Origin of the sequence: Pedobacter punctiformis, from assembly GCF_027213715.1 — a bacterium.
Lineage (GTDB): Bacteria > Bacteroidota > Bacteroidia > Sphingobacteriales > Sphingobacteriaceae > Pedobacter > Pedobacter punctiformis.
The window spans coordinates 197,149-221,274 of the sequence record NZ_JAPWGM010000004.1; the positions used below are offsets into that span (position 1 = coordinate 197,149).

Consider the following 24,126-nt stretch of genomic DNA (forward strand, 5'->3'; position numbering starts at 1 on the left):
TTTTCTACTCGAATTACATTAATTGATGTAATCTCTATCCTCGTCACTCAAGGCCTTTTTGTTTTCTATAGCCGAATGTCTTTCTATTTCTGCATCCAGGTTTTTAACCGTTTTTCTCGGACGGCCAACGATAAAGCCAAGAATAAAACCTATAACAATACATAATCCAACAACCAGCAATTTTGATACGGCTACGGTGGTTACCAGAAAATTAAAGTCTACCGGGTCTGTATTAACCATTAAGAAAATGGTTAATAATATAGTTAAAACGATGATGAAGATGGTTTTTGTACTCATGTTTTTAAAAGCTATAATTAAATGAAAACTCTTTTGATAACTATGTAAGTATTTGGTAAACAGTTATATTGTATGTTTGTTTTTTTATTTGGTGTAAGTATGGTGTAAGTAAATGCTATTTTAATGCTTTTTCAAGTCGATCAATTGTCTTCTCGTGACGTTCAATAATTTCCCATGCACGGTTTAGATTTTTGGTGAGAATTAAAATTTCTGTTTTCATGCTATCCAAGCGATCACCTAATTCTATTGAAGTTGTTAAGCTGGTTTTCTTGCTTATGTCCTTAATCTGCTTATTCCCCTTATTGTCAAAGAGCCAAGCCTGATTTAAGTTGTATTTAGTCTTAAGTATTTTCACCACATTCACATCAATAGCATTCTCACCATTCTCCATCCGGTTTAATTTGGCTTTTGATATATTAAGCATAGGCCCCGCATTGTCGACATTATTATCCACAAACTCTTTTCTAAATTCCCGAAGTCTCTTTGCTGTTGCTAAGTCGTTTTTCATTTTGTAAAGGTAATAGCTTAATTTTTTATTGTAAATACTACTTAAGTACTAATTTTTATTGTATTATCCACTTGAACCAGAAAGAAGTACCTCCTGCAGCTGAGTGCTCGTATTCGAAAGACAGGTCATCTGTGTTGTAACCATCTAAAAGTTTTATTATTCTACTAAATTGATTTCTTATCAAATTAAAATCTGCTTGCTCAGTGTTTACCATCAACCTCCCTGAATCTAAAATGTTATCATCAAAAAATCTTGCATTAACGGTTATTACATCCCGATACCCATAAATTTTATGACTAAATCCATAACTATTTCGGAATCCACCATCTGGCCAATATTTAGACCTTTTCATTTTTTGAAGCCTGGCAAGGGCTGTATCAATAACAAATGTTTTAACCTCGTTTTGAAGCTGGCGGTTGGATAACATCAATTAAAAATTATCGCTTTTAGGATTAGATTTTATGAATTTTGTATATGATTCAATAATTGAGCTAATTTTAGAATCAACTAACACAAAAAGTTTTTTATTATTTAAAGGCCATTTTTTTTCGGCCAAATATTCTTTATACTTTGTATCAAATGATGAATAATCTGAGTCGTTTGAGGATAATCTTTTGTAACCAGATGAGCCAAACATTTTATACCGCAGTTGGTATATACGGATTCTTGCTTTATTATCCTTAACGGTAATATCTGTCATGAACGCCATGCGTTCTTGGCCGCCTACAAACCCTGGAGCAATATAATCAAATGTTCCAGTTCCGACTATATTTCCATTATTTTCGTCCTTAACTTGAATAACTTCTTTAGAATCTGCAAAGGAGTTTGCCATCCATTTTAGGGATGTATTAAATAACTCAGATTTTGATCGATCTAAACCATCAACAATACTTTCGTAGACAATTGATCCCTCTTTTATTGGCATGGCTACCTTTGCAGTATCTCGTTGCTTTTTCTGGCTAAATGCTATAACCGGTATTATTACAAGGATTAATAATATTAATTTTTTCATAGGTTTAATTTTCATTATCCGAATTTGTTATAAGGGTCCACTATATTAAAAATTTGTTCCACATCGTTTAATGATACTGTAAAGTCAGGATAGTTTTCTTTATCTGGGTTCCAAGAATGCAAAGTTATTTGAGCGCTATCAACATCATGATCTATTATGGACTTCACCACTATTCCCTCAGTCCTGTGAACTATTACCCAGGCTTCGGTAGTATTTATATGCAGCTTATATTTCCATTTGTCTCTAGACAAATCTCTACCTACAATTTTTTGGCCAGGCCATAAACTTTTTCTTGCCATTTCCTGGCTAGTTATATTTATCATGCTTTCTCCGCCCATTTCAAAAATTAGATAAGACCCAAAATGCTTTTTGTCAACAGGCAATGGGATTGTGTCTAGGTCAGCATAAAATTCTGGATCGGAATGACCACGGAGATAACTTCCCCAAGCCTTATAGGGTATTACTGGAGTCTGCATAATTAAACTGTCATCGGGTAAGGAATAGAATCTGTCACTAGTTGCTTCAAATCCTAACGGGTCGGCTAATCTTAATGGTTTAGCCTCAAGCTTCGGTTTTCTTTCAGTAACCGACTCTTCTTTATTGTTAAGTATAAAGTTCTTTATATCGTCGTTTAGTGACATTATCTTTGTGATCAAGTCAGTAGGCAAGGGTACCTTACCATTTAAAACTTGTGAAAATGACGATTCGTTGCTGTAACCCAGCAATTTACCTATCTCTTTTTGGTTGCCAAAACCAGTGGACTTTAGTTTGCCTACTGCAATTTTTATAATCTGTAAATCAGTCACTTATATAATATATGTAAAAAAGTTTATATAAAGTATTGCGATTAATATAAAGTTCTTTATATTTGTATCACATAACAATAACAAAGGTAAATATAACAGAATGAGTTCACAATACTTAATAAGTACCAAAATGAATATTCATCACATCATTAATGCAAGAGCGAGATATAAAGAGATTGGATTGAGTATGAAGGACTCGTTAGCGATTATAAAACTTAAATATAGAAGATAATGAACCTAGACCAACTTAAACAGAATGCTTGCAAAACGCTGGCATTGATAGACCTGATTGAAAGGAGTAAAAGCAGGGCTCGAAACATTTGGGCAGTACAATACTATACTTTATTCGGATCTACTCAAGAGAGGGAGGAGGCTGTAAATAAACAAAATGCAGTAACGGCAAGATTGGAAGGTTATTTAGAAAAATTAATACAATGAAAACTACTCTCAATTCAATTTTAGCTGGCAGTGGCGCTGAGTTTTTCACACACGACAATCAACCAATGGTGAGTTACCAGAGAAGGCAATACGATCTTGAAGATGCGCCAATACCAATACACAATGCTTTAGAAAATTACCTTAAAGCACATCCAGACAAAGTAATGGCATACCGAGATATGGCTGGGGCTGACAAGGTAAAAGACCAATGCGTGAAGTGCCTGTTCAGCAATCTTGATGGAATGCCAGACCTTACAGATGATGGAGTACTGACTCCTGAGTTTGTAAACTGCTCAAGCCGGGGTAAATGCAAATGGGAGGGGATTGGATGTTTAAGAGATCCATTTGGACTAAGTGAAAGGGAATCTCAAATAGCAGACTTGGCAGATTTAACCAATGAAGAGATAGCAGATAAATTATACCTATCAAAACACACAGTTAGTACACATCTACAAAATGTTCAGCGAAAAGTAGGTGTAAGAAATAAAAAACAATTAATCAAAATCAGACCAGCAATATGGAATCAGCACCAGTAGTACAAGCAATTCAGGGAAAGGGGCTAGTACAATTTATGAGAGAAATTGAATTACCCGGAGAAGAAAATGCAGTCCCATTCCCTGTTGAGAAAACCGCTTATTTAAGAAATCAGGCAAGCTCAACAATGAAGTATGAGTTTCCAGACAGGGTTTATTCAGTAAGCAATAGAGGCGATAAAACTTTGGTTTACTGGGAAAGGAGGGAGTCATGCAGGTAGCAATTATTGAAACCATAGAATGGGAAGTTTTGAAGAAAGAGATAACAGAACTCAAAGGATTGGTCAAGAAACTTATTACCAATCAAAAAACCGTATCCACTAGAGACCAAACCTACAATTTAAAAGAAGCAGCTAAAATACTCGGAACTCAATATGGATGGGTATTTAAGAATAAGCATAAAATAGGTTGCAGCAGGGTTGGGCGAGCCTGGATAATCAAACAAAGTTCAATTGACGCATACATAAACACCACTTACCATAAAGATAACTAAGCCATGAGGAACCAACACAAAAAAAACATGAGCATAATTAAAGAGGCTCAAAAGGAACTTTCAAAAATGATTAAAAGATTGGAGGGCAATAGAAATGCTTAAGGTTCACCATACAGTTTATCCATCAGGCAGAGAGCCTCAGGTAAAAAATAATGTTAAGGATGGCGGTTTGTGGTATCGTGATGAGCAGGAACAATTACTTAACCAAGCCCGCCGAATTGCAAGAAATAAACCAAAGGATGAAGTTGCTGAGGCTATGAAGATAGTGAGGATAGTATTGGCAGGAATAATATTAATAGGAGTTTTTTACTTAATCAATTTATAAAATGCAAAACGGACGTATCAAGGTAGCTAAGGCACAAAATAATGCAAGTACGCTGCCAGAAATCGGTAAAATTAAAACAGGGACAAAAGCAATCTCGAGTGGCGGTAAGGAATATCCAAAAGCAATTGACTATTTCAGGCCTACAGGAAACTTTGCAAATCAATTCACGGCATTATTTGGAGAGAAACCAAATAGCCTACAAATAGCCTTCATTAGCAATGATATCAAAGAGGTTTGTAATGAGCAATTTGAGAGTTGGGATAAAGGAAAACGGTTCGGTTGGGGTGATGGCGAAACCTTCAGTGTATTCAACGCAGCTACCGGTAAGTATGATGAAGGTGTTTCTGCAACGGACAAACGGGTAAAGGCTTTAAAATGGGACCGTACATTAACATTGCGCTTTGTTCTACTTAAAATGACTGGAGTATTAGGTTATTGGTCTTGGTCTACAAAGGCAAAAGAGGTAAGTATCCCATCAATTACCAAGTCATTCGATTTAGTTATGGAAAAATCAGGTTCTATTATTGGCTTCCCTTTCAACTTCACCATTGAAATGAAAAAGTCTTATACTCCTGGTGAAGCTAAAACTTATCCGGTAGTTTCTCTTATTCCATCATTTACAGAGGAAAATATGGAGGCTGTACGTAATTACATTGAGGCAGGGGGCTCTATGAACCGGTTAACAACTAAGATGATCGAGAGTGGTTCAATGGAGCCTAAAGTTTTAGAAATCGGGGAGGGCAAGTAATATGAGCATGACAGTAGAATTTGTCCCAACCGAGTGGTTCGACGAAAACGCAATAAAATTACCCAATTATAAAGTTGGACGTGTGAATTTTGGGCTAGGTAGATCTTATATCAAAATTGATAAAGATGGAACTTTAGCACAGCCATTTAAACTTTATACTAGCCTAACAACATCAATCGCTCAATCAATGCCAACACCAAAAGCTTTGGAAGATTGGAAGTTTTCTTTAGGTAAAAAAGAAGCTGATAGACAAATGAAGGTCCGCGCACATTTTGGAACAATGATGCATATCGAAATTGGAAAATTCATCATGGAAGGCATTTATGATCTTGATAAATGTGATGAGGTAGTTGAGAATTATACTAGTGATAACAACTTCTGGGATAATGATTGTGCTTTTTGGGCCGATGAGTTAAAAGAGGATTTGCTTGCTTTTGTTCAGTTTTACAATGACTATGAAATTATTCCGTTGGGATTGGAGTATGTGTTATTAAGTGATGAAAGAGGATTCGGAACACCAATCGATTTGGTTTGTTTATTAACGGTTGATGAAAAAGGAGAGTGGGGAGAGGTTTATAAATCAGGAGATCGCAAAGGAGATCCAAAAATCACAACTAAGCGTGTTCAAAAACGTGCCATTATCAATTTTAAATCTGGCCGTAAAGGATTTTATGAAACTCATGGAATCCAAATGGAATGCGAGAAGTTGTTGTGGGATGAAAACTTTCCAGAGTCACCCATTGATATTGCTATGAACTGGGCACCTGCAGATTGGAAAACTACGCCAAGCTATAAGATTAAAGAATGGCAGGGTACAACCAGTCAGGACGAAATAGATGCTATTTTAAAGCTTGCCCAAATACGCTACCAGGATAAAGCAGAAAAACGTCAATATATGAGTATGTCCGGAGTGATTAGTACATCAGAAAGCGTTGCAGGAGCAGTTCAATTCGAAGATGTTGAAGACTTCTGTAACAGGAAGTTTGGTAATACCCCAAACAAAAAACGTACTCACAAAGCGACCGAGGCCAAGCAAGCAGTATTAACTAAAACATTTGTTTCATCTTCTTTACCAATATAAAAATGGAATTACAAATTATTACCCCGCAAGAGATACAGTCGGCAAGCCAAGTGCTCTCTACTACAAAAAGTTGGGTTGCCGCCTACCAAAAGAAAGAAGCAATCCTTATTGCAATTGCAGACAAAGAAGGCATCAAGCTTAGCGTTGATACTGATAGCGCCATTAATGATTTTCTTGCTTCATTAAAGAAAGCAACCAAAAATGCAAATGATGCTAGATCACCATTTACTCGTAGGCTAGACGAGATCAAAGGTTATTTTACAGCAGAGGAAAATTTGCTTAAAGGACTGGAAAATAAGTTACAGGGAAAAAGGGATGCAAGTGTTAAGGCCTATACTCAGGAGAAAGCTGAGCAGGCAAGGAAAGATCAGTTGAAGCTTGATCAGGCAAAAGCGAGAATTGAGTTATTTGCAGAAGCGGAAGCGCAGATCAGAAACCAGTATGCTGCTATTCTCGCCACTGATAAGCAAAGGTTGTTAGAAGCATTTGAAGAAGCTACACTTGAAAACATTACAATATTAGAGGATGTATTTAAAGCCGATGTGCTACCATTATCTAAAGATATTTGGGATAGTTTAAAAGCTGACATAAGCAATCCACTCCTTTATCCATTAGCTTCAACTATTACTGACGAATTGGAAGATATCTGCAACCGGGCCAAAGAAGGTAAGTTTGAAAAGGTTGCGCCTCATTACCAGTCGGAGATTAAAAATTATGCTGATCATTTACTATCTCTGATTCCTGAACGTCGTGCGGAGTTAGAAGAGGGCAAAGCCAGCGCAGCAGCTGAAGAATTACGTAAGGAGCAGGAAGCAGCGGCACAATTGCAACAGCAACAATCCGAGGAACGTCAGGCTGAACAGGTAAAAACACAAATTGGCGCAGCTGTTATTGATGTGAAAATTGAGCAGGCTCATAGAGGATTGAGTATCCCAAAAGCATCAGCAATTGAATCGTATGGTATTGAGGTTTTGGAGCAGGCAGGTTGGTCAGAGATATTCAAATTTTATACTACCCATTGCGATAAAGATATCACTGAAAAAACCACCATGAACACAATGAAGCTTTTTGCTGAAGCAGAGGCTAAACGTAGTGGTACAATTATCGAAAGCGCATACTTGCACTATGAGCCTAAATATAAAGCACTAACACGTAACACTAAAAAAGCAGCGTAATGACAATACTAGAACTAATTGATGAAATTGATCGGCACTTAGGTTGGAAACTCTACTTATTTGAACAGTCGCTTAATCGCCAAATGTTATTGCTTAAATATGGACCAACATATATTGATAACTTATTGGATGAAGCTATAAAAGAATTAGACACAGATAAAATATTTGGAACCAAAAATTAACACTTAATAAAATGAAAAATCAAAAAATTACACCAACCAACATTACAAAACTAAAAAAGAACGAGGTTTTCGTTTTCGGAAGTAATATGAATGGAAATCATGCCGGTGGAGCCGCAAGATTAGCACAAGATAAATTTGGTGCAATTAACGGCCAGGCATTCGGATTACAAGGAAAATCATTCGGTATTCCTACACTAAACTATGATATGAGTAAGATTGCCATGCCTGATCTTGCTAGATTCGTATCTAAATTTATTGCTTTTGCTGATACTAATAGAAACCTTGCTTTTCTTGTTACAGAAATAGGTTGTGGAATTGCTGGCTTTACCCATGCTGAAATTGCACCCTTATTTAAAGAAGCTTATGGAGTTCATAATATTGCTTTGCCACAGTCATTCGTTGAAATACTTTCAACACAAAAAAAGGGATATAAGGTTACTGATTCAAATATGATATGTAATCCTGATGGAAAACCATTCAAGTTTGAAATAGGTAAAATTCACCATGTTGACGGAGAGATTGTACCTTGTTTAAACGGGTTTCATTATTGCCAGGAATTAAATGACTGTTTTGAATATTACGATTTTAATACAAATAATCGTGTTTTTGAAATAATCGATCATGGAATCACTAAACATGAAGGCGATAAGTCATGCACTTCAGATATTGAGTTTGTTCGTGAATTAAGTTGGCTTGAAGTGTATGATTTAGTTAATGTTGGCAAAGGAAATACTGGCCGAAAAAACGCTGGGAACTACAACGCTGGGAACCGCAACGCTGGGTACAGCAACGCTGGGAACGACAACGCTGGGTACAGCAACGCTGGGAACTACAACGCTGGGAACCGCAACGCTGGGAACTACAACGCTGGGAACCGCAACGCTGGGTACAGCAACGCTGGGAACAGCAACGCTGGGAACGACAACGCTGGGAACTACAACGCTGGGAACCGCAACGCTGGGAACCGCAACGCTGGGTACAGCAACGCTGGGAACCGCAACGCTGGGTACAGCAACGCTGGGAACCGCAACGCTGGGAACGACAACGCTGGGAACGACAACGCTGGGGACTACAACGCTGGGAACCGCAACGCTGGGTACAGCAACGCTGGGAACGACAACGCTGGGGCTTTTAATAATTTGCAAGCAAATTACATCATGTTCAATAAACCATCATCTTGGACTTATGAGGATTTTACTTCTTCAAAAGCATTTGGTTTGCTGCAATCAATAGATACTACTCTATATGTGCCTTCTGGAAATATGACAGATCAGGAAAAGAAAGATCATCCTTATCACATAACCACCGGCGGATATATGAAGCATTTACCATATAAAGAATGTTTTACCAATGCTTGGAATAACTGGACAACAGAATCACGTGAGGCTTTCACATCATTGCCAAACTTTAACTGGGATGTGTTTACTGATATCACAGGTGTTATTGAATCATAATTATGGGAACGCGTAAATCGAAAGCCGACTTATCAAGTCTACCTAGGCACATCATCAAACAAGGTCACTTTTTTGTAAACTCTCATACCGGAGCGAAGATTCACGAAAATAGGGTAAGTGAATGGCTGCCTAAACCTAATATTAGCGAAGAAAAGCATGAGTTAATTATGGAAAAAAGGTATGATCTTCGATATTAAATTCTCAAATTTGGGAATATAGAGAATAAATTACTATATTAGCGTTATAATTGGACGCGGCCACGTTCACAAAGACTTTTAATCTCTTTGGGGTAAGGCTGGCCGGCTAAACTCCAAAGAGATTTCTTTATTTAAAACTGCCACTAAAGGCGCAACACTTACAAATTATGTCAGAAAGAAACCTATCGGGCTCAATAGCCCTGACCAAACTTACTCACGTTATGATGGAGAAGAAAGGCAAAACCGGAATGATCAAAGGGATTTTTATTCCTATTGAACTGAATGCACTTGAAACTAAGGATGATGCAGTTTATCTGCCAATCCGAGTAACAGCCAAAGATGAAACAGATAGCTACAGGCAAAATGGTTTTATCTCAAAATCAGTTAAGAGAGCAAAAAAATGGTCAGAAATGACCGAGGCAGAAAAAGAAGCTGAAAAAGCATTAACACCAATACTGGGCAACCTTAAAGACTTCTCAATGGTCGGAGGTAATGATGCTGCAGGTGCGGCAAGCGGGCCAGTTGGTGAAGATGATGATCTGCCTTTTTAATCTGCTATACGGATTTGGTATATCAGCCCTGCAAGTTCCGATTTGCGGGGCTTTGTCGGTACCAGCCAATAGTGGCCTAACAAATGAAACTGGATATGACACCCCAAGAAAAGAAATCATTTATAGCTAAAAATTGGCATCTTATGGATGATGCTCAACTCTCCAAAGCCACCATGTTAAGTGAAAGATCCGTTCAACATTATAGGATGGAATTAAATCTAAACAAAACCAGATTTTCTATAAAAGAAAATGAAGGCATAGCGCTGGTACTTGAATTATTTGTAAATGGCAGCACTGTTGCTCAGATCTCCAGGCTAACAGGTGTGTATGATAGTGTTATCTCCAAGTTAATAACTAAACATTTTTTTTATAAAAAAAGATCCATAGATACAATTACCATGGTTTTGGATAGTAAAATTAATTTTACTTAAATTTTTATTCTCATTTATGAGAAACATGAGAATATTTTTTGTATAATTGTGGTGCGGCCGTCACCGAACCTTAAGACATTAAAATTCCACCCCTGTACATACTCTGGTAGCCTTACCAGAATGCTTGACGGCCATTTTGTACAGGGGTGGGGTTTAATTTAAAATAAGCAAATAATAATGAGTTTATCGACCAAACAATCCGATTTCTTGGACGCTGTTCTCGCAGGCCAAAACGTATTTTTAACTGGTAAAGCCGGAACAGGTAAAACTTTCGTTGTAAAAGAAGCAATGAGGTTGATGAAAGCGAATGGAAAGAAGATAATTGCTATTGCACCTACAGGCATTGCAGCTAATAATTTAGGGGGGCAGACAATTCATTCTATGTTTGGTTTAAACCCTTTTGGCGTAATGAATTTCGAAGCCTGCAACTTTTTGAAAGGTACGAAGCGAAGAATGCTGGATTTAGTTGATGTCATTCTTATAGATGAAGTATCAATGCTTCGTCCTGATATCCTTGATGGCATGCATTGGACTTTATTAAAAAATGGTTGCTGTGGTCTAAATACCAAACAGCTTGTTTTTATTGGAGATCTTAAACAACTTCCGGCTGTATTAAATGATAATTCTCGTTCGATACTTTACAGAACCTATAATGGAGAAGAATTTTTTGAGGCAAAGGTTTATCCTCAGCTCGCTACCGAAACAATCGAACTAGATGAAGTACTTAGGCAGAATGATGAAGAATTCATAAACAACCTAAATATTATCAGAGAAGGAGGTAAAGCTCCGTATTTTCATCAGTTTATCGGCACTCAACCCAAAGGTGTTATTCTTGCTCCTCACAACGCTACTGTTGACAAATACAATAAAGCTGGGTTGGAGTCACTCAAAGGAGATGTTATAACATTCGATGCAAAGGTTACCGGTAACATTAATGCTGACGATTTCAATCTTCCTACAAAGATAAATGTTAAGAACGGCGCAAAAATAATGTACTTGGTTAATTCTAAAGATAATGACCTGGTAAATGGCTCCATAGGCACCTTTGTTTCTCATGAAGGTTGTCATTATATCAACGTAAACGGAGTAGATTTTGCACTTAATCAGGTTGAGTTCACAAAGAAAGAATATGTATTAAATGCTGATAAGACCGATTTGGAATTGCAAGTGGTGGGAAGTATTGAACAATATCCTTTTAAGCTTGCGTACGCACTAAGTATTCATAAGAGCCAAGGACTAACATTCGAGGAGGTTACAATAGATTTAACTCGTCCATGCTTTGCTCCAGGGCAATTCTACGTTGCTGTAAGTCGTGTTACAGGCCCATCTGGACTAACGATAATTACGAATTAATCACAATTACATAATATCTAGTATATGCGCGATAAAATAAATGATTTGGCTAATGCCATTAATGAAACAAAATCTTTCATAGTAAATTTATCATCAATAGAAGATTACGGATCATGTAACTTGGATACTGTAATTGTTGATTTTACAGGTTGGAAGCAAAAGGAAATAGATTACTTGGCGTCAGTCTGCGGCTTACGAATTGGGGAAAAAATGAATGGTTGGCATAAGGGATATCGATTTATATTCTTCCAAACAAATTGTCAGGCTTCCGGCAGGACTAAGATAGTAGAATCTGCAGCAGGAAAATTGAAAGACCTCGGAATATCATCTGCCAGTGTGTGGTATAAAACGGATTGATCATGCAGTTAAGGACTTATCAATCAGAAAGCATATTCCATCTTAGAGAAGGATTTGCTAATAAACATCAACGACAGGTATTAACGCTACCAACTGGAGCAGGGAAAACTGTTGTTTTTTGTGAAATGGCCCGTATGGCTCATACCAAAGGAACTGTTACTTTGATTTTAACTGACAGGACTGAATTATTCAAACAAACCATAAAATCACTGAATAGGGTTGGCATTACTGTTGAAGAAATATCACCAAACAAAAAAAATATTTACGACGGGGCAACAATATATCTTGGGATGGTGGAGACGCTAAAACGAAGAAAAAACCTTTCGATAGAACCCAATCTTATTATTATTGATGAAAGCCACAAAGGCAATTTTACAAGCATACTTGAAAAATATCCTGACGCAAAGGTAATCGGTGCGACTGCAACGCCGGTTGGGAAGCATTTTTTTAAATATTATCAAAATATCGTGCAAGTAATTGATGTGCCTGAACTTGTTTCATCTGGGTATCTTGTGAAATGTAAAGCATATCAAATGCAAGACGATTTTTCAGACTTGGAAACAAAATCCGGCGAATACACTGATTATTCATTGCTATCGCATTTCGATAAAGCTGTTCTGTATGATGGTGTTATTGATTGGTGGAATAAATATGCCTTTGGATTGAAAACCATCTGTTTCAATGTCAATATAGAACACACTATTAAAACTCATCAGGCTTTTGTTGCTGCAGGGATATCAAGTGAATATGTTACCAGTAAAACACCGAAGGAAGAACGTGACAGAATTTTGGCAGCATTTACAGCTGGGCATTTCCAAGTGTTGAACAATTGTGGAATACTAACTACTGGTTATGATGAGCCGACAATAGGCTGTGTGATTATGAATCGAGCAACTAAGTCATTACCTCTATTCTTGCAATGTGTCGGACGTGGATCTCGTGCTTTACCTGGGATTTTGGATGGATTAAATACTAATGAGCAACGTTTGGCGGCTATCGCTTCATCTGCAAAACCTCACTTCATTTTACTCGACTTCGGAATGAACCACGATAGGCACGGGATGTGGAATGAGCCACGACTTTGGAAGTTGAAAGAGCCAAAGGAAAAGCAAGAAACATCTGCACCAGTTAAAAAATGTGGAAATGAGGAATGTGAATGTCTTGTACCTATTTCTGCAAAAGAATGTAGTTTTTGTGGCTATACTTTCCAGATTTCTGAATCGACTACAAAAGAGGGTATAATGGTGGAAGTCACACCAAAGGTTCCATCTGGTTTGGTTGGTAGACGAATAAGTGATTTAACAATTGATCAACTCATTGAATTGGAAAAAAGCAAGGCTTATAAATCTACATTCATTTGGCGTGTTATTCGATCAATGGGAAAAGATACCATCATGTACTATGCCGGCATAAAAGGTTACAAGAAAGGATGGATTGAAAGGCAGTTAGATGGAATGGATGATTGTGAGTATACAGATTATAAATTAGTTGGTTAATTATGGGAAAAATTTCATTTTTTAAATCATTTCCCAGAAAGGGACAGCCGCATGTATCGGACGAGATTACAACTGTTATAGATTTCCTTAACCAGATTAAGTATGGAAAATGGAAAGATCAAGTTGAAAAGATAAGAATTGAACAGGAAAAATCAATCCGTGATAGGCTTAAAACAGGATTGCCATCAGTTACTATTTCCGGAACTTTTGTAGAAAGGAAAGAAGAAAACCTAATTGAGCATAGCGGCTTTATATGTATAGACATAGACTATTTTACAGATAAATCTGCACTACTAGAAGATCCTTACACTTTCGCTTTATTTAAATCTGCTAGTGGTGGTGGCTTAGCTGTAATAGTTCGTATCAACCAAGAGAAACACAAAGAATCATATAGCTGGTTGAGAAATTATTATTTTCAATCGTTCGGTATTGTCGTTGATCGGGCACCTAGCAATCCCGCATCATTACGTTTTGCTTCTTTTGATCCAGAATTGTTTTTGAATGAGAAATCTAGGATTGGAAAGTATATAACTGCTAAACCAAAGAAAATTCATTCACTGCCAATTGTTATTCCAGGAGATACTGTTGGAGAAATGATAACTGAATGCATTAATCTTGGGCAGAATATTGCGCCAGATTATGATTCATATTATAAACTCGCCTTTGCTTTAGCTGATGGATTTGGAGATAACGGTAGGCAATGGTTTCATTCATTGTGCTCAGTTTCAGAAAAATATGATAGCAGGCATGCAGATAAGCAATATGATATTGCGTTAAAAGGAAATAAACAAGGAATAACTGTAGGGACGCTGTATTGGATGTTGAAGCAGGTTGGTATTCATGCACCACTTACCGACAACAAGCCTTTGCAAATCGCTGCTATGGCTAAGAAGTCAGGCAGGAATAAAGAAGCTGTAAAGCAGCAGTTAACTGAAATGAACGGACTTGATCCTGTTCAGGCTGAAAACTTGGTTGATGAAGTATTCAAGCGTGATGATATATCCATAAAGTCTGCTTCTGGAGATACTGATGAACTCATTCAGGCTTTTTTTGAATGGATGCAACAAAACCATCCCATGAGAGTAAATAGTATTACTAGAGTAATCGATGAAGCTGGAAAGGAGGTTAAAAGAGAAAGAATAAACAGCATCTACCTTCGCGCAAGAATGTTCTTCAATACAAAAGATATAACAAAAGACTTATGCGAAAGCTATATATTTTCTGATTTCATTAGTGAGTACAATCCCATTACGGAGTATATCGAAAAAAACTTGCATCGCAGATCTGTCGGTAATATCGCTTCTCTTGCAAAATGTATTCGTTCCGAAACTAAGATGAAAGAAGTGTTCGTTAGAAAGTGGTTTCTTTCTTTAATTGCAGCATATAATGGTCATCCAGTCCGTTCTGTTCTCGCTTTATGCGGAGGCCAAAATACAGGAAAGACCGAATGGTTCAGGAGACTTCTACCTACTGGATTGAGAAAGTACTATGCTGAATCGAAACTTGACGCCGGTAAGGATGATGATATACTCATGTGTCAGAAACTAATAGTTATGGATGATGAAATGGGGGGGAAGAGTAAGCAGGATGAAAAACGATTCAAAGAACTTACTAGTAAATCCGTATTCTCATTACGGGCTCCATACGCGAGAAGTAATGAAGATTTTAAACGTCTTGCTGTGCTATGCGGAACAAGTAATGATCATGAGGTAATAAATGATCCTACAGGAAATACAAGGATATTACCCATAAACGTAGTTTCACTCGATCATGAGTTGTACAATTCCATCGATAAAGATGAACTATTTATGGAAGCATATAGGGCATACGAAGATGGAGAAATGTGGCAGCTCACAACAGAGGAATTGGCGGAGCTGAATTCTATGTCAGAAGACTTTGAAAGTATACCATTTGAAAGGGAATTAATTATGAAATTCTTTTCTCCGCCAACTCCGGGTAAATATTCAGAATGGTTATTAAGCTCAGAGATAAAGGATATTATTGAAGCTAATACGAAACAGAAAATTACAAACATTAAAAAGTTTGGAATAGAATGTAAAAAGATTTTTGGTGAACGGAAGTCTAAAAAAATTAATGGAGTTGATTTGAAAAGGTATGAGTTGGTACGTTTTGCTAATACTGATCCGACCGTCGGTCAGCAAAGCGGTAGCGAAATTTCTACTGAACAAGCTGATATACAGGAACTTCCTTTTTAAGCGGTCGGAAAGTCGTAAAAAAATAAATTTTGGCATTAGTGATTATGCTATCGTGTTTGAAAATTGCATTTCTTATTAATAGTTATTGGTATTACACTAATCTCTATATATACTGACCTTACTGACCTTTTTATATATTATACTATAAAAAATATCATTTAAATAGTTATAAAGGTAATTTTTTAGGCGGTCAGAAGATTTTATTCTTATCGACCTTTAAGTGACCACCTGACCTTAAATAAAATACACAAATGAAAAATAAAGAAAACACAAGACGAACACAGAAAGAGTCAATAACAACGGATTTGATAATCTCACTTCATAAAATACTACGTAAGGCAAACTCTAAACAAATCAAAAAGCTGAAGAAAATTTTAGATAATTTTTCACGTGAAATAGATAGGGATGACGACTACTTCTACGAAAGAATGGATTTAGTGCTGAAACACTTTGATAGGAAACAATGTGATTCGTTTTTAACGACATCTCAAATAATGGAAAAAGTGCAAAGAGTAGAGAGAGTAAAGCCATTAGACCCCATAAGGACAGGTATGCTTTTAACGGAATTATTTGGAGAACCCGTTACAACAATCATTAAAGGACGAAAACAAAAAGTTTATCATGTTAAACCAAATTAATAATATGGAATTTAGAGATCAATCAGAAGTAGCAATCCAGAGTAAAGCTTATGTTAACCTGTGGAATAATAGGCCAGACCTTCGCGGAAGGGTTTTCGCGATAAATAACAACAGCCAGAACTCAATCAAGGGAGCATTAAATAAATCAATGGGGGTTTTGCCAGGAGTAGCAGATATGGCATTCATAAGAAGTAATGGGGCTATACTATGGATAGAATGGAAAACTCAATTAGGATCTCAAAGTAAGCAACAGAAGGAGTGGGAGCATACAATTACACAACTAGGACATGAATATGTTATCGTTCGCTCAGAGGACGAATTTTTATCAGTAATCGACAAATACAATGATTAAGCTATACGAATGGTATAAAGACGCCAAGCAAAGAATTTGGTGTGTGGTTAGAGTTTGGCCAACAGGAAAACCTGAAGAATGCACAATAGATATTTTGGAATTAGGAAAATCTATACCGGTTAATCAGCCAGAACAAACATTACTTAATCTTATAAAAAATGGACACTTCCAAAAATATACAAGAAAATAACCCTCAAGGATGCCAATGTGATAAACCGTTTGCCACATGTCCCTACGCTATCGAAATGCCTCATGGAGATAAATGGTACTGCGATAAAAATAATAATGGCAAATAGCCTTTTTTTTAAATTATTAATTCTCAAATTTGGGAATATAGAGAATTTATATTTATATTTGTCTTAAACACAATAAGGCAATGTTAAGTTCGCAGGAAAGAGTAGGACGTATATTGAAGGTCCTTCATCCAGAAATGTTTGAAGATCTGGCCGTCACTCATAGAGAAACTTTGAAAGATCCAAAGTATGTTCAAATTATATTTGATTCTGTAAAAGAGAATTTTCCCATAGAGGATGAATTTAATTGTATGCTTCTTTTCATCGCATCATGCTATCAGCTTTACGAACCGCTTAGTTTTTTCTTCTTACCCGGAGAAGGTGTTTCAGCTAAGTTACCAGCAGGCGTGAGAGACGAGATGTCAAGGTGCTTAAATTTTAATAATCCTGAGATGGTCAATGCATACAAAGGGTATTGTGATTCACCCATGAAGCCAAACAACAACGGCGTAGTTAAACCTTTCTATAAAAAAGTAATGACAGTGGTAGATCTTTTCGAACCATTCTCAATTCATAAAGATTCGCAATATAAATTATTCGCATAAGAATGTCAAAGAAGCAACCACATAAGGTCGGGAATCAATTCTGGAAGATGCGTGCATCACACGGAAGGGATTTACTATTTGCTTCACCGTCATTACTTTGGGAATCTGCTTGTGAATATTTCGAATGGTGTTCAAATAACCCATGGCATAAACAGGAAGCTATTAAGTCAGGAGAGCTCGCAGGAACGACGATGAGTATTCCAACATCAAGACCATTCACTATGCATGGGTTATGTCTTTATTTGGATTGTAGCACGTCTTATTTTAGAGAGTTTAAAAGAACTGCTACTGAAGATAAACGAGATTTTCTGACAGTCATTGAAAAAATAGAAGAAATCGTTTACCAACAACAGTTTGAAGGAGCCACAGTTGGCGCTTATAATGCGAACATTATATCAAGATCTTTGGGGCTGGTTGATAAGAAAGAAACTGATCATACTGTCAGGATTGGAAAAGATTTAGAGGATGAGGTGTATGACTAATGAGCTTACGTTTAGATAAAAAATGGTTTAATCCGCTTTACTTTATCATTAATGAATTAGCAAAGGATGATACCATCAGGACAATTCTGATTTTTGGAGGTAAGTCGAGTAGCAAAACAGTATCTATCTGTCAATTTCTTGTTAAAGATAATTATGTTAAAGCGAGTAATACAATCGCATATCGCAAGGAAAGCAATATAATTCCAACAACGCTTAAAAAATCTTTCAATCTTGCTGTATCATCATTGAGGTTGTCTCCAGTTGTCGAAACACAGGACAGGCGATATTTAGTTGAAAATCAAGGTAAGGGTTTAAGTGAAATTGTACTTAAAGGGATTGATGCTGAAGAAAAAGCAAAGGGCCTTGAATCTTACAAATACTTATATCTTGATGAGTTAAACCAGTTTGAACAAGCTGAGTATGAGCAGTTCGAGATGTCATTGAGGGGAATGCCAGGTCAAAAGGTTTTTGCGTCTTGGAACCCAGTTGATGAGAATAGCTGGGTTAAAAAGGAATTGGTTGATACATATGAGTTTGAGATAATGGAAGATCATAAATTACCATCTCCTGATAGTTACGTGAAGCGTTCGACCTGTGGTAAGGTAGTATTGATTAACACCAACTATAAAGATAATTATTGGATTACTGGGTCTCCCTGTGGCACTTATGGTTTTCATGATCAAAATCTGATCGCCATTTATGAAAACATGAGGTTGAAAAATTATAACAGCTATCGTGTCAATGTTTTAGGACAATGGGGAAAAACTACGTTTGGAGGTGAATTCTGGAAAGAATTTAAGCCGGAAATTCATGTAAATAATATTGGCTGGGATAAGTCAGCCCCGATTTGGCTTAGTTGTGATGAAAACGTTAATCCATATCTACCATGGACAGTTTGGCAAATCAAAGGCAAGCATGCGCAACAGATTGATGAAATCTTTATGAAAGACCCCTTAAATCGAGTTACACATGCTGCAAAAGAGTTTATGAGGCGTTATCCATTGGATGAGGTGCAAGGGTTATTTGTTGGCGGTGATCGAACTTCAATTAAGGAAGACACTAAAAAAGAGAAAGGGGAGAACTATTTTACTGATATTATATCAGTACTTAAAGACTATCGACCTCAATTGCGTATCCAATCGGTAAATCCATCAGTTGTTCAATCTGGAAACTTCATAAATGATATTTATTCAGGAGATAGCACAAGTGGTATAACTATTGGCGTTAACGCGAAGTGCAAACAATCAATTTATGATTATCAGTACACTTTAGAAGCTTCTGATGGGACAATCCTGAAAAAAACAAAACCTCATCCAGTAACAAAAGTACCATACCAAGAATTCGGGCACGCCTCAGATTGTAAGCGCTACCTTATAACTCACAACTTTGCAACCGAATACCTCGCTTTCATCAACAAGAAAAAAGGATTGGGAGTTAGGGCTTTGAATATATAACCGCAGCGTTGCTCACGAGTGGTTTCTAACCTTGAAAAATAAAGTGAAAAATAATTTACTTTTTATTTGTTTATATGTGAACTTTTGTTTACCTTTATAGTATCAAAAGAAAGGAGATGAAATCATCAGAGTTATTCAAAAAATTAAAACAAGCAGGCTGGCAAGAGATAAGCCAAAATGGAAGCCACATTAAGATGAAGCACCCCACAATACCGGGAGTCTTAATCTACCCTTATCATGGCTCAAAAGAGATCCCGAAAGGAACAGAGAAAGCAATTAAAAAACAAGCAGGGCTTAAATAGCCCCGCTTTTACATATACATACATATAGACATGAAAAAATTAGATTTTATTATCGAAAAAGGAGCCGACGGTTACGGGGCTTATCGAGAAGAAAAAGGATTGGGTTTAATTACTACAATGGGTGATACCGTTGCCGAAGTGCGAGACAATATTGTTGATGCATATAATTTATTCGCAGAGGAAGTAGGTAAAGAACCAATAACAAAAGTGCATATTAAGCTAAAGTATGACTTAGCCTCATTTTTTGAGTTCTATAAAGAGATTAATGTATCTGCTTTAGGCAAGCGTATAGATATGCAAAAGAGCTTATTATCGGATTATAAAAATGGAAACAGAAAGCCATCAGATAAGCAAGTTAAAAAAATATTAACTGGCATAAAAGAATTAGGAAAAGAATTAAGTGAATTAGAATTGGTTTAGGCATGAAGACTAAAATTGAAATAATTGAAAAATTAAAATGGCTTGAAGATTTACGAGATCGTGGCGAGTATGAGGGGTCTGATGTAGATGAGATAGCCGCAAAAATTATTGCGTTGCAATGGGTTTTAGGTATTCAAAGTAGTATCGACAACTAAGCTTATGAGAGCAACAGAATTAAGAATTGGGAATTTAGTTAACACGCCTAATCCAAATATGAACCCTTTTAAAGTTGAGGCGATTGAAAGCGAAAAAGTAGGGGGTAACAACCGGATTAATAGTTTTATTTATTGGCATAAAGATAACATTATAGGTATACCTTTAGATGAATGGTGGTTACTAAAACTTGGTTTTGAGGCGCCTGCCGATGGAGAAAGTCGGTTTGATTATAATTATGGTGAAATTATTGTAGATTTGAATGATAGGATTTATATTGTAGAGAATGAATTCTATGTTCAAGACATGACTATTCATAGGCTCCAAAACATTTATTTCGCCTTGACAGGTGAGGAGTTAACGATTAAAGCATAATATTATGAGTTTAGATGTCTATTTAGAAAACAGAAAAGGAATTGTTTTCAGTTCCAATATCACGCATAATTTAATTAATATGGCAGATGAAGCAGGAATTTACAGATATTTATGGAGACCTGAGGAATTAGGAGTTGTCAAAGCTAAAGGATTAATACAGCCTCTGTATGATGGATTAGTATCTTTAAGAGAAAAACCAGATTATTATAGACAATTTAATTCACCAAATGGATGGGGTAAGTATGAAGATTTTTTAACATTCGTTGATGATTATTTGTTAGCATGTAAACAAAATCCTAATGCAAAAATATCGACACATAGGTAATTAACTTACCAATCCACACAAGTAAACAGCAATTCAATAGCCGGCTTAATCAGTTGGCTATTTTTGTGTTTAGCCAATTCGCTATTCACACATATGGAATTACAGGAACTTACTGATTTATTATCTGACCCAAAGAAATTAGTAGACAAGATTACAGAACTTGCTCCGGAAATACCCGAGGAAGCATTAAACTTTGAGCCAGAGTTACATAAAGTTGTGACTGATCTCACATATCGACCAGACAGGAAGGTTGATGTTGCAACCGGAGATAAAGAAGAAGATGGTAGTCCAAAGTATAGGAGCGAAACTAAGCCGGTTCATCGAATTCCATCAGCGACACAAAAGCTAATTATTGATTGGTCTGTTGATCTTGCTCTATCTGCCGGAGTAGGTATTGATTGTACTCCAAGAGAAGGATTTGCGACCGATGAAATCATGCTGGCCATGGTAAAAAAGACGTTAGAGGATAATAAGTTTGATTATTTAGCTCAAGAGATTGAGAGACTTAAACAACGATATCTTACTGTGCTTTTAGTTTGGTATAGCGTACCTGCAGAAGATGGGTATTGGTTTGACATTACAGGCAAGACCAACAACAAATTTAAAATGCGTTGTACCATACTTAGCCCCGAAGATGGTGATATCATCATCCCAATTCGCGATCAATATAAAGATATGATTGGAGCGGCTCGAAAGTATAAGGTTAAGGTCGGTGAAAAAGATGTAGAGAAAATGGATCTTTTCCTAAGTGATAAATACATAACATTTATTCAAGGCGAAACCGGATGGGCAATTGAAACGAGTACTCCTATAACTTATGGTAAAGCTAATTTTATTCTTGATGAGCAAAAGCGCACCGAATGGGCCGATGTAAGTTCAAAAATTACACGTGTTGAGGAAATAGATAGTGATACAGCCGACGAAAATCAGACCAGCGCATTCCCTATCCTTGTAGCAACCGGAAATATCGTTGCGGCATCAGGGGGAGGAACTTCCAATACCCGTAAGACCTTTCAAATGGATGGCGATAAAGCTGATCTAAAATACGTTGAAAGCAAAGGTGGGCAGGAGTCAGCAAGTAATGAGCGCAAGAATATCAGAACAGATATTTTTATTGAAACGGCTACACCCGATTTAAAGTTTGAGGATATATCAGGTGATTTGCCTGGCGTAACAATTGAAATGATGCTGCTACCATCTACCAATAAAGCCAGACGTAAGCAGCAAGGAAGTATTGGTATATTTCACCAGCGTAATCTAAATTTCCTTAAATCTGCCATGGCCATCATTAATACTGATGTTAAGCCGTCATTGGGTTTAGTTATGAAACCTAAATTTAAAATTGAATTGCCACGGAATCTAACCGAAGAATATAACCGGGTTGTCGAATTGGTTTCTGCTGGATTAATGTCAGTAAGAACCGCAATACAGACTTTAGGGTTTGTGGATGATATAGATGCGGAGATTGCGGCTATTGAATCAGAAGTTGCTAAGAGGGCATCTTTGGCGCCAGCGCCACAACCAATACCAGTAGTTTAACATGACCGGCATAACTACGAACTTCATAGATTTATTCAAAGAGGATATCTTCTTGTTGGGTGATTTTACTGACTTCTTTTGTGGCAATAGGATTGGTGAGGGGTGCAGCAGGTCTGTGTACGAATATCGTATTGATCCCCGTTATGTTATTAAAATTGATCGGACCAATTTGTTTAACAATGTTGCTGAGTGGGATATCTGGCATTCGTTAAAAGATAGTGAACACGGTAAATATTTAGCGCCTTGCTTATCAATATCGAGTTGTGGTAGGGTAATGCTGCAACGCCGTACTCAGCTCATCAAGTTTAACCAATTACCTGAGAAGGTGCCAGCTTTCTTTGCTGATACCAAATTACAGAATTGGGGCAGGATTGGTAAGAGCATCGTTTGTCATGATTATGCCAACCATGCATTTTATGCAGGCGGCAATAGAATGGTAAAGGCTAAATGGTGGGATGATAGTATTGGTCATTTTAAGGTCATTTGAAACAAAATTAAAATAAAAACTTCTCAAATTTGGGAATTACGAGAATTGTTTTTATCTTAGCATAAGCAAAAGGGAAACCAAGCAAGCAACGATCTGAAATAAGTCGTTGCTTCGACGTCAACGACACATTGCTTTTTGCATTAACAACTAAATTATTTGCTTATGCCTAGTTAATTAGAGGGACTAGCCACCCAAATCGATGACGATTGGTTGTAGGCTCTTGAGATAGATGAAACCCACTGACTGTATTAATTTACGGAGTGGGTTATTTAGGTGAGAGCAGTTAATTTAGATAGCCGTGGTTGATTTTATAAGTCGCCACGGTTTTTTGAACCCACATTAAAACTTATTTATGGTTATTACTTTGAAAGATGTTCACATTGGAACAGTAAAAGGCTATTTGACTGTTTTGAGGTTTTACAAAGGCATTCAAACTAATAGAAAAAGAGACTTCGTTGCTTGCAGATGCTTTTGCGGAAACGAGTACAATATGCAGCTTTACAATTTTGTGAATGCTTCTGAAAAAGTTTCATGTGGTTGTGCCAGAAGGATTGGAAACGACATCAACATAAGAAGAGATTCTCCAGAGTATAGAGCATGGAGGGACATGAGGGACCGTTGTTATAATCCGAATAAAAAGGACTATGTGCGATATGGAGAAAGAGGTATTGAAGTCTGCAAAAGATGGTTAGAGAGTTATGATAACTTTTATTTAGATATGGGGAAGCGGCCAAGCAAAAGCCATTCTTTAGATCGAATAGACAATAATGGAAGCTACGAACCTGATAATTGCAGATGGACTACACCAGTAGTACAGGCAAACAATAGGAGGAAAAGAACAACCGGTTATGATAATGCTGGAGCTCCAAAAAGAAGGGTTAAATGCTTAGATACAGGTGAAGTTTTCGATAGTATGACAAAATTATCAAAGCACACAAACATGACCACCAATAGATTGGTAAGAAGGTTTAAGAACAGCGACATAGCAATAATTAACAGTTATTCTTTTGTCGAATTAAGATAAGGACTAGACGAGTTCATTTAGAAACGAGCAGCAGAGAGATGTAAGGGTGCCAATAGTCCGCACCATTAAAAGCCCTGCCCCAAT

Annotated in this window: 36 protein-coding genes; 31 read left to right on the forward strand and 5 right to left on the reverse strand. The window is 36.9% G+C overall.

Annotated elements, in window-relative coordinates; genetic code table 11:
* Positions 1 to 18: 18 nt before the first annotated feature.
* The 5 genes from O0955_RS12960 to O0955_RS12980 form a co-directional block, all read right to left on the reverse strand.
* Complete coding sequence (locus tag O0955_RS12960; protein ID WP_269427970.1) at positions 19 to 297, reverse strand: LapA family protein; 279 nt, start codon at positions 295 to 297, stop codon at positions 19 to 21.
* A 115-nt stretch (positions 298 to 412) separates the two neighbouring features.
* The gene (locus O0955_RS12965) at positions 413 to 805 is read right to left on the reverse strand and encodes a hypothetical protein (protein ID WP_269427971.1); all 393 of its coding nucleotides are present in this window, start codon (positions 803 to 805) and stop codon (positions 413 to 415) included.
* A 55-nt stretch (positions 806 to 860) separates the two neighbouring features.
* Positions 861 to 1,157, reverse strand: coding sequence for a hypothetical protein (locus O0955_RS12970; protein WP_269427972.1), 297 nt, complete (start codon positions 1,155 to 1,157; stop codon positions 861 to 863).
* 78 nt (positions 1,158 to 1,235) lie between these two features.
* Positions 1,236 to 1,817: a DUF4468 domain-containing protein gene (locus O0955_RS12975; protein WP_269427973.1), complete on the reverse strand. Its 582-nt coding sequence runs from the start codon at positions 1,815 to 1,817 to the stop codon at positions 1,236 to 1,238.
* Between the two features lie 14 nt (positions 1,818 to 1,831).
* The gene (locus tag O0955_RS12980) at positions 1,832 to 2,623 is read right to left on the reverse strand and encodes a hypothetical protein (RefSeq protein ID WP_269427974.1); all 792 of its coding nucleotides are present in this window, start codon (positions 2,621 to 2,623) and stop codon (positions 1,832 to 1,834) included.
* 231 nt (positions 2,624 to 2,854) lie between these two features.
* Between O0955_RS12980 and O0955_RS12985 the strand changes: the two genes are divergently transcribed.
* From O0955_RS12985 to O0955_RS13135, 31 genes are all read left to right on the forward strand, one after another.
* The gene (locus O0955_RS12985) at positions 2,855 to 3,061 is read left to right on the forward strand and encodes a hypothetical protein (protein ID WP_269427975.1); all 207 of its coding nucleotides are present in this window, start codon (positions 2,855 to 2,857) and stop codon (positions 3,059 to 3,061) included.
* The gene (locus O0955_RS12990) at positions 3,058 to 3,597 is read left to right on the forward strand and encodes a helix-turn-helix domain-containing protein (protein ID WP_269427976.1); all 540 of its coding nucleotides are present in this window, start codon (positions 3,058 to 3,060) and stop codon (positions 3,595 to 3,597) included. The genes O0955_RS12985 and O0955_RS12990 overlap by 4 nt, the downstream gene beginning before the upstream one ends.
* A complete protein-coding gene (locus O0955_RS12995; protein WP_269427977.1) occupies positions 3,579 to 3,815 on the forward strand; it encodes a hypothetical protein in 237 nt (78 codons plus the stop codon). The genes O0955_RS12990 and O0955_RS12995 overlap by 19 nt, the downstream gene beginning before the upstream one ends.
* Positions 3,806 to 4,087 (forward strand): helix-turn-helix domain-containing protein, encoded by a 282-nt coding sequence (locus O0955_RS13000; RefSeq protein WP_269427978.1) that lies wholly within the window; start codon positions 3,806 to 3,808, stop codon positions 4,085 to 4,087. The genes O0955_RS12995 and O0955_RS13000 overlap by 10 nt, the downstream gene beginning before the upstream one ends.
* A 94-nt stretch (positions 4,088 to 4,181) precedes the next feature.
* Positions 4,182 to 4,412, forward strand: a complete 231-nt coding sequence (locus O0955_RS13005; RefSeq protein ID WP_269427979.1) for a hypothetical protein — start codon at positions 4,182 to 4,184, stop codon at positions 4,410 to 4,412.
* A gap of 1 nt (position 4,413) precedes the next feature.
* Complete coding sequence (locus O0955_RS13010) at positions 4,414 to 5,160, forward strand: recombination directionality factor (RefSeq protein WP_269427980.1); 747 nt, start codon at positions 4,414 to 4,416, stop codon at positions 5,158 to 5,160.
* Between the two features lie 7 nt (positions 5,161 to 5,167).
* Positions 5,168 to 6,241 (forward strand): hypothetical protein, encoded by a 1,074-nt coding sequence (locus tag O0955_RS13015; protein ID WP_269427981.1) that lies wholly within the window; start codon positions 5,168 to 5,170, stop codon positions 6,239 to 6,241.
* Between the two features lie 2 nt (positions 6,242 to 6,243).
* Positions 6,244 to 7,416 carry a hypothetical protein gene (locus tag O0955_RS13020; protein WP_269427982.1) on the forward strand — a complete coding sequence of 391 codons (1,173 nt, stop codon included), beginning with the start codon at positions 6,244 to 6,246 and terminating at the stop codon, positions 7,414 to 7,416.
* Positions 7,416 to 7,598, forward strand: coding sequence for a hypothetical protein (locus O0955_RS13025; protein WP_269427983.1), 183 nt, complete (start codon positions 7,416 to 7,418; stop codon positions 7,596 to 7,598). The genes O0955_RS13020 and O0955_RS13025 overlap by 1 nt, the downstream gene beginning before the upstream one ends.
* A gap of 11 nt (positions 7,599 to 7,609) precedes the next feature.
* Entirely contained in the window at positions 7,610 to 9,052 is a 1,443-nt protein-coding gene (locus O0955_RS13030; protein WP_269427984.1) for an A1S_2505 family phage non-structural protein, read from the forward strand.
* A 2-nt stretch (positions 9,053 to 9,054) separates the two neighbouring features.
* Positions 9,055 to 9,249 (forward strand): hypothetical protein, encoded by a 195-nt coding sequence (locus tag O0955_RS13035; protein ID WP_269427985.1) that lies wholly within the window; start codon positions 9,055 to 9,057, stop codon positions 9,247 to 9,249.
* 167 nt (positions 9,250 to 9,416) lie between these two features.
* Positions 9,417 to 9,800 carry a hypothetical protein gene (locus O0955_RS13040; protein ID WP_269427986.1) on the forward strand — a complete coding sequence of 128 codons (384 nt, stop codon included), beginning with the start codon at positions 9,417 to 9,419 and terminating at the stop codon, positions 9,798 to 9,800.
* Positions 9,801 to 9,883: 83 nt separating this feature from the next.
* Positions 9,884 to 10,231, forward strand: a complete 348-nt coding sequence (locus tag O0955_RS13045) for a hypothetical protein (protein WP_269427987.1) — start codon at positions 9,884 to 9,886, stop codon at positions 10,229 to 10,231.
* Between the two features lie 177 nt (positions 10,232 to 10,408).
* A complete protein-coding gene (locus O0955_RS13050) occupies positions 10,409 to 11,584 on the forward strand; it encodes an ATP-dependent DNA helicase (RefSeq protein WP_269427988.1) in 1,176 nt (391 codons plus the stop codon).
* 24 nt (positions 11,585 to 11,608) lie between these two features.
* Positions 11,609 to 11,941, forward strand: coding sequence for a hypothetical protein (locus O0955_RS13055; protein WP_269427989.1), 333 nt, complete (start codon positions 11,609 to 11,611; stop codon positions 11,939 to 11,941).
* 2 nt (positions 11,942 to 11,943) lie between these two features.
* Positions 11,944 to 13,437 carry a DEAD/DEAH box helicase gene (locus O0955_RS13060; RefSeq protein WP_269427990.1) on the forward strand — a complete coding sequence of 498 codons (1,494 nt, stop codon included), beginning with the start codon at positions 11,944 to 11,946 and terminating at the stop codon, positions 13,435 to 13,437.
* Between the two features lie 2 nt (positions 13,438 to 13,439).
* Positions 13,440 to 15,653 carry a VapE domain-containing protein gene (locus tag O0955_RS13065; RefSeq protein WP_269427991.1) on the forward strand — a complete coding sequence of 738 codons (2,214 nt, stop codon included), beginning with the start codon at positions 13,440 to 13,442 and terminating at the stop codon, positions 15,651 to 15,653.
* 251 nt (positions 15,654 to 15,904) lie between these two features.
* Positions 15,905 to 16,291: a hypothetical protein gene (locus O0955_RS13070; protein ID WP_269427992.1), complete on the forward strand. Its 387-nt coding sequence runs from the start codon at positions 15,905 to 15,907 to the stop codon at positions 16,289 to 16,291.
* Between the two features lie 4 nt (positions 16,292 to 16,295).
* Positions 16,296 to 16,643, forward strand: coding sequence for a VRR-NUC domain-containing protein (locus O0955_RS13075; protein WP_269427993.1), 348 nt, complete (start codon positions 16,296 to 16,298; stop codon positions 16,641 to 16,643).
* Entirely contained in the window at positions 16,636 to 16,833 is a 198-nt protein-coding gene (locus tag O0955_RS13080) for a hypothetical protein (protein WP_269427994.1), read from the forward strand. Before O0955_RS13075 ends, O0955_RS13080 begins: the two co-directional genes overlap by 8 nt.
* 186 nt (positions 16,834 to 17,019) lie before the next feature.
* Positions 17,020 to 17,481 carry a hypothetical protein gene (locus O0955_RS13085; RefSeq protein WP_269427995.1) on the forward strand — a complete coding sequence of 154 codons (462 nt, stop codon included), beginning with the start codon at positions 17,020 to 17,022 and terminating at the stop codon, positions 17,479 to 17,481.
* Between the two features lie 2 nt (positions 17,482 to 17,483).
* Positions 17,484 to 17,963, forward strand: coding sequence for a terminase small subunit (locus O0955_RS13090; protein WP_269427996.1), 480 nt, complete (start codon positions 17,484 to 17,486; stop codon positions 17,961 to 17,963).
* The gene (locus O0955_RS13095) at positions 17,963 to 19,417 is read left to right on the forward strand and encodes a phage terminase large subunit (protein WP_269427997.1); all 1,455 of its coding nucleotides are present in this window, start codon (positions 17,963 to 17,965) and stop codon (positions 19,415 to 19,417) included. The genes O0955_RS13090 and O0955_RS13095 overlap by 1 nt, the downstream gene beginning before the upstream one ends.
* A gap of 116 nt (positions 19,418 to 19,533) precedes the next feature.
* Positions 19,534 to 19,719, forward strand: a complete 186-nt coding sequence (locus tag O0955_RS13100; RefSeq protein WP_269427998.1) for a type II toxin-antitoxin system HicA family toxin — start codon at positions 19,534 to 19,536, stop codon at positions 19,717 to 19,719.
* A gap of 30 nt (positions 19,720 to 19,749) precedes the next feature.
* A complete protein-coding gene (locus O0955_RS13105) occupies positions 19,750 to 20,139 on the forward strand; it encodes a helix-turn-helix domain-containing protein (RefSeq protein ID WP_269427999.1) in 390 nt (129 codons plus the stop codon).
* A gap of 2 nt (positions 20,140 to 20,141) precedes the next feature.
* The gene (locus O0955_RS13110) at positions 20,142 to 20,294 is read left to right on the forward strand and encodes a hypothetical protein (RefSeq protein ID WP_269428000.1); all 153 of its coding nucleotides are present in this window, start codon (positions 20,142 to 20,144) and stop codon (positions 20,292 to 20,294) included.
* Positions 20,295 to 20,298: 4 nt separating this feature from the next.
* Positions 20,299 to 20,667, forward strand: a complete 369-nt coding sequence (locus tag O0955_RS13115; protein ID WP_269428001.1) for a hypothetical protein — start codon at positions 20,299 to 20,301, stop codon at positions 20,665 to 20,667.
* A 4-nt stretch (positions 20,668 to 20,671) separates the two neighbouring features.
* A complete protein-coding gene (locus tag O0955_RS13120) occupies positions 20,672 to 20,992 on the forward strand; it encodes a hypothetical protein (RefSeq protein ID WP_269428002.1) in 321 nt (106 codons plus the stop codon).
* 93 nt (positions 20,993 to 21,085) lie between these two features.
* Positions 21,086 to 22,531 carry a phage portal protein gene (locus tag O0955_RS13125; protein WP_269428003.1) on the forward strand — a complete coding sequence of 482 codons (1,446 nt, stop codon included), beginning with the start codon at positions 21,086 to 21,088 and terminating at the stop codon, positions 22,529 to 22,531.
* Between the two features lies 1 nt (position 22,532).
* Complete coding sequence (locus O0955_RS13130; protein ID WP_269428004.1) at positions 22,533 to 23,018, forward strand: hypothetical protein; 486 nt, start codon at positions 22,533 to 22,535, stop codon at positions 23,016 to 23,018.
* A 352-nt stretch (positions 23,019 to 23,370) separates the two neighbouring features.
* Positions 23,371 to 24,042, forward strand: coding sequence for a hypothetical protein (locus O0955_RS13135; RefSeq protein WP_269428005.1), 672 nt, complete (start codon positions 23,371 to 23,373; stop codon positions 24,040 to 24,042).
* Positions 24,043 to 24,126: the final 84 nt, after the last annotated feature.

Coding starts and splice junctions, on each gene's coding strand:
- O0955_RS13055 (WP_269427989.1), top strand. CDS start 11,609: ATGCGCGATAAAATAAATGATTTGGCTAATGCCATTAATGAAACAAAA.
- O0955_RS13125 (WP_269428003.1), top strand. CDS start 21,086: ATGGAATTACAGGAACTTACTGATTTATTATCTGACCCAAAGAAATTA.
- O0955_RS12990 (WP_269427976.1), top strand. CDS start 3,058: ATGAAAACTACTCTCAATTCAATTTTAGCTGGCAGTGGCGCTGAGTTT.
- O0955_RS13025 (WP_269427983.1), top strand. CDS start 7,416: ATGACAATACTAGAACTAATTGATGAAATTGATCGGCACTTAGGTTGG.
- O0955_RS13085 (WP_269427995.1), top strand. CDS start 17,020: ATGTTAAGTTCGCAGGAAAGAGTAGGACGTATATTGAAGGTCCTTCAT.
- O0955_RS13045 (WP_269427987.1), top strand. CDS start 9,884: ATGAAACTGGATATGACACCCCAAGAAAAGAAATCATTTATAGCTAAA.
- O0955_RS13095 (WP_269427997.1), top strand. CDS start 17,963: ATGAGCTTACGTTTAGATAAAAAATGGTTTAATCCGCTTTACTTTATC.
- O0955_RS13110 (WP_269428000.1), top strand. CDS start 20,142: ATGAAGACTAAAATTGAAATAATTGAAAAATTAAAATGGCTTGAAGAT.
- O0955_RS13100 (WP_269427998.1), top strand. CDS start 19,534: ATGAAATCATCAGAGTTATTCAAAAAATTAAAACAAGCAGGCTGGCAA.
- O0955_RS13115 (WP_269428001.1), top strand. CDS start 20,299: ATGAGAGCAACAGAATTAAGAATTGGGAATTTAGTTAACACGCCTAAT.
- O0955_RS13120 (WP_269428002.1), top strand. CDS start 20,672: ATGAGTTTAGATGTCTATTTAGAAAACAGAAAAGGAATTGTTTTCAGT.
- O0955_RS13035 (WP_269427985.1), top strand. CDS start 9,055: ATGGGAACGCGTAAATCGAAAGCCGACTTATCAAGTCTACCTAGGCAC.
- O0955_RS13090 (WP_269427996.1), top strand. CDS start 17,484: ATGTCAAAGAAGCAACCACATAAGGTCGGGAATCAATTCTGGAAGATG.
- O0955_RS12985 (WP_269427975.1), top strand. CDS start 2,855: ATGAACCTAGACCAACTTAAACAGAATGCTTGCAAAACGCTGGCATTG.
- O0955_RS12975 (WP_269427973.1), bottom strand. CDS start 1,817: ATGAAAAAATTAATATTATTAATCCTTGTAATAATACCGGTTATAGCA.
- O0955_RS13040 (WP_269427986.1), top strand. CDS start 9,417: ATGTCAGAAAGAAACCTATCGGGCTCAATAGCCCTGACCAAACTTACT.
- O0955_RS13080 (WP_269427994.1), top strand. CDS start 16,636: ATGATTAAGCTATACGAATGGTATAAAGACGCCAAGCAAAGAATTTGG.
- O0955_RS13105 (WP_269427999.1), top strand. CDS start 19,750: ATGAAAAAATTAGATTTTATTATCGAAAAAGGAGCCGACGGTTACGGG.
- O0955_RS12965 (WP_269427971.1), bottom strand. CDS start 805: ATGAAAAACGACTTAGCAACAGCAAAGAGACTTCGGGAATTTAGAAAA.
- O0955_RS13065 (WP_269427991.1), top strand. CDS start 13,440: ATGGGAAAAATTTCATTTTTTAAATCATTTCCCAGAAAGGGACAGCCG.
- O0955_RS13135 (WP_269428005.1), top strand. CDS start 23,371: ATGGTTATTACTTTGAAAGATGTTCACATTGGAACAGTAAAAGGCTAT.
- O0955_RS13005 (WP_269427979.1), top strand. CDS start 4,182: ATGCTTAAGGTTCACCATACAGTTTATCCATCAGGCAGAGAGCCTCAG.
- O0955_RS12995 (WP_269427977.1), top strand. CDS start 3,579: ATGGAATCAGCACCAGTAGTACAAGCAATTCAGGGAAAGGGGCTAGTA.
- O0955_RS13000 (WP_269427978.1), top strand. CDS start 3,806: ATGCAGGTAGCAATTATTGAAACCATAGAATGGGAAGTTTTGAAGAAA.
- O0955_RS13010 (WP_269427980.1), top strand. CDS start 4,414: ATGCAAAACGGACGTATCAAGGTAGCTAAGGCACAAAATAATGCAAGT.
- O0955_RS13060 (WP_269427990.1), top strand. CDS start 11,944: ATGCAGTTAAGGACTTATCAATCAGAAAGCATATTCCATCTTAGAGAA.
- O0955_RS12960 (WP_269427970.1), bottom strand. CDS start 297: ATGAGTACAAAAACCATCTTCATCATCGTTTTAACTATATTATTAACC.
- O0955_RS13030 (WP_269427984.1), top strand. CDS start 7,610: ATGAAAAATCAAAAAATTACACCAACCAACATTACAAAACTAAAAAAG.
- O0955_RS13050 (WP_269427988.1), top strand. CDS start 10,409: ATGAGTTTATCGACCAAACAATCCGATTTCTTGGACGCTGTTCTCGCA.
- O0955_RS13020 (WP_269427982.1), top strand. CDS start 6,244: ATGGAATTACAAATTATTACCCCGCAAGAGATACAGTCGGCAAGCCAA.
- O0955_RS13075 (WP_269427993.1), top strand. CDS start 16,296: ATGGAATTTAGAGATCAATCAGAAGTAGCAATCCAGAGTAAAGCTTAT.
- O0955_RS13070 (WP_269427992.1), top strand. CDS start 15,905: ATGAAAAATAAAGAAAACACAAGACGAACACAGAAAGAGTCAATAACA.
- O0955_RS13130 (WP_269428004.1), top strand. CDS start 22,533: ATGACCGGCATAACTACGAACTTCATAGATTTATTCAAAGAGGATATC.
- O0955_RS13015 (WP_269427981.1), top strand. CDS start 5,168: ATGACAGTAGAATTTGTCCCAACCGAGTGGTTCGACGAAAACGCAATA.
- O0955_RS12970 (WP_269427972.1), bottom strand. CDS start 1,157: ATGAAAAGGTCTAAATATTGGCCAGATGGTGGATTCCGAAATAGTTAT.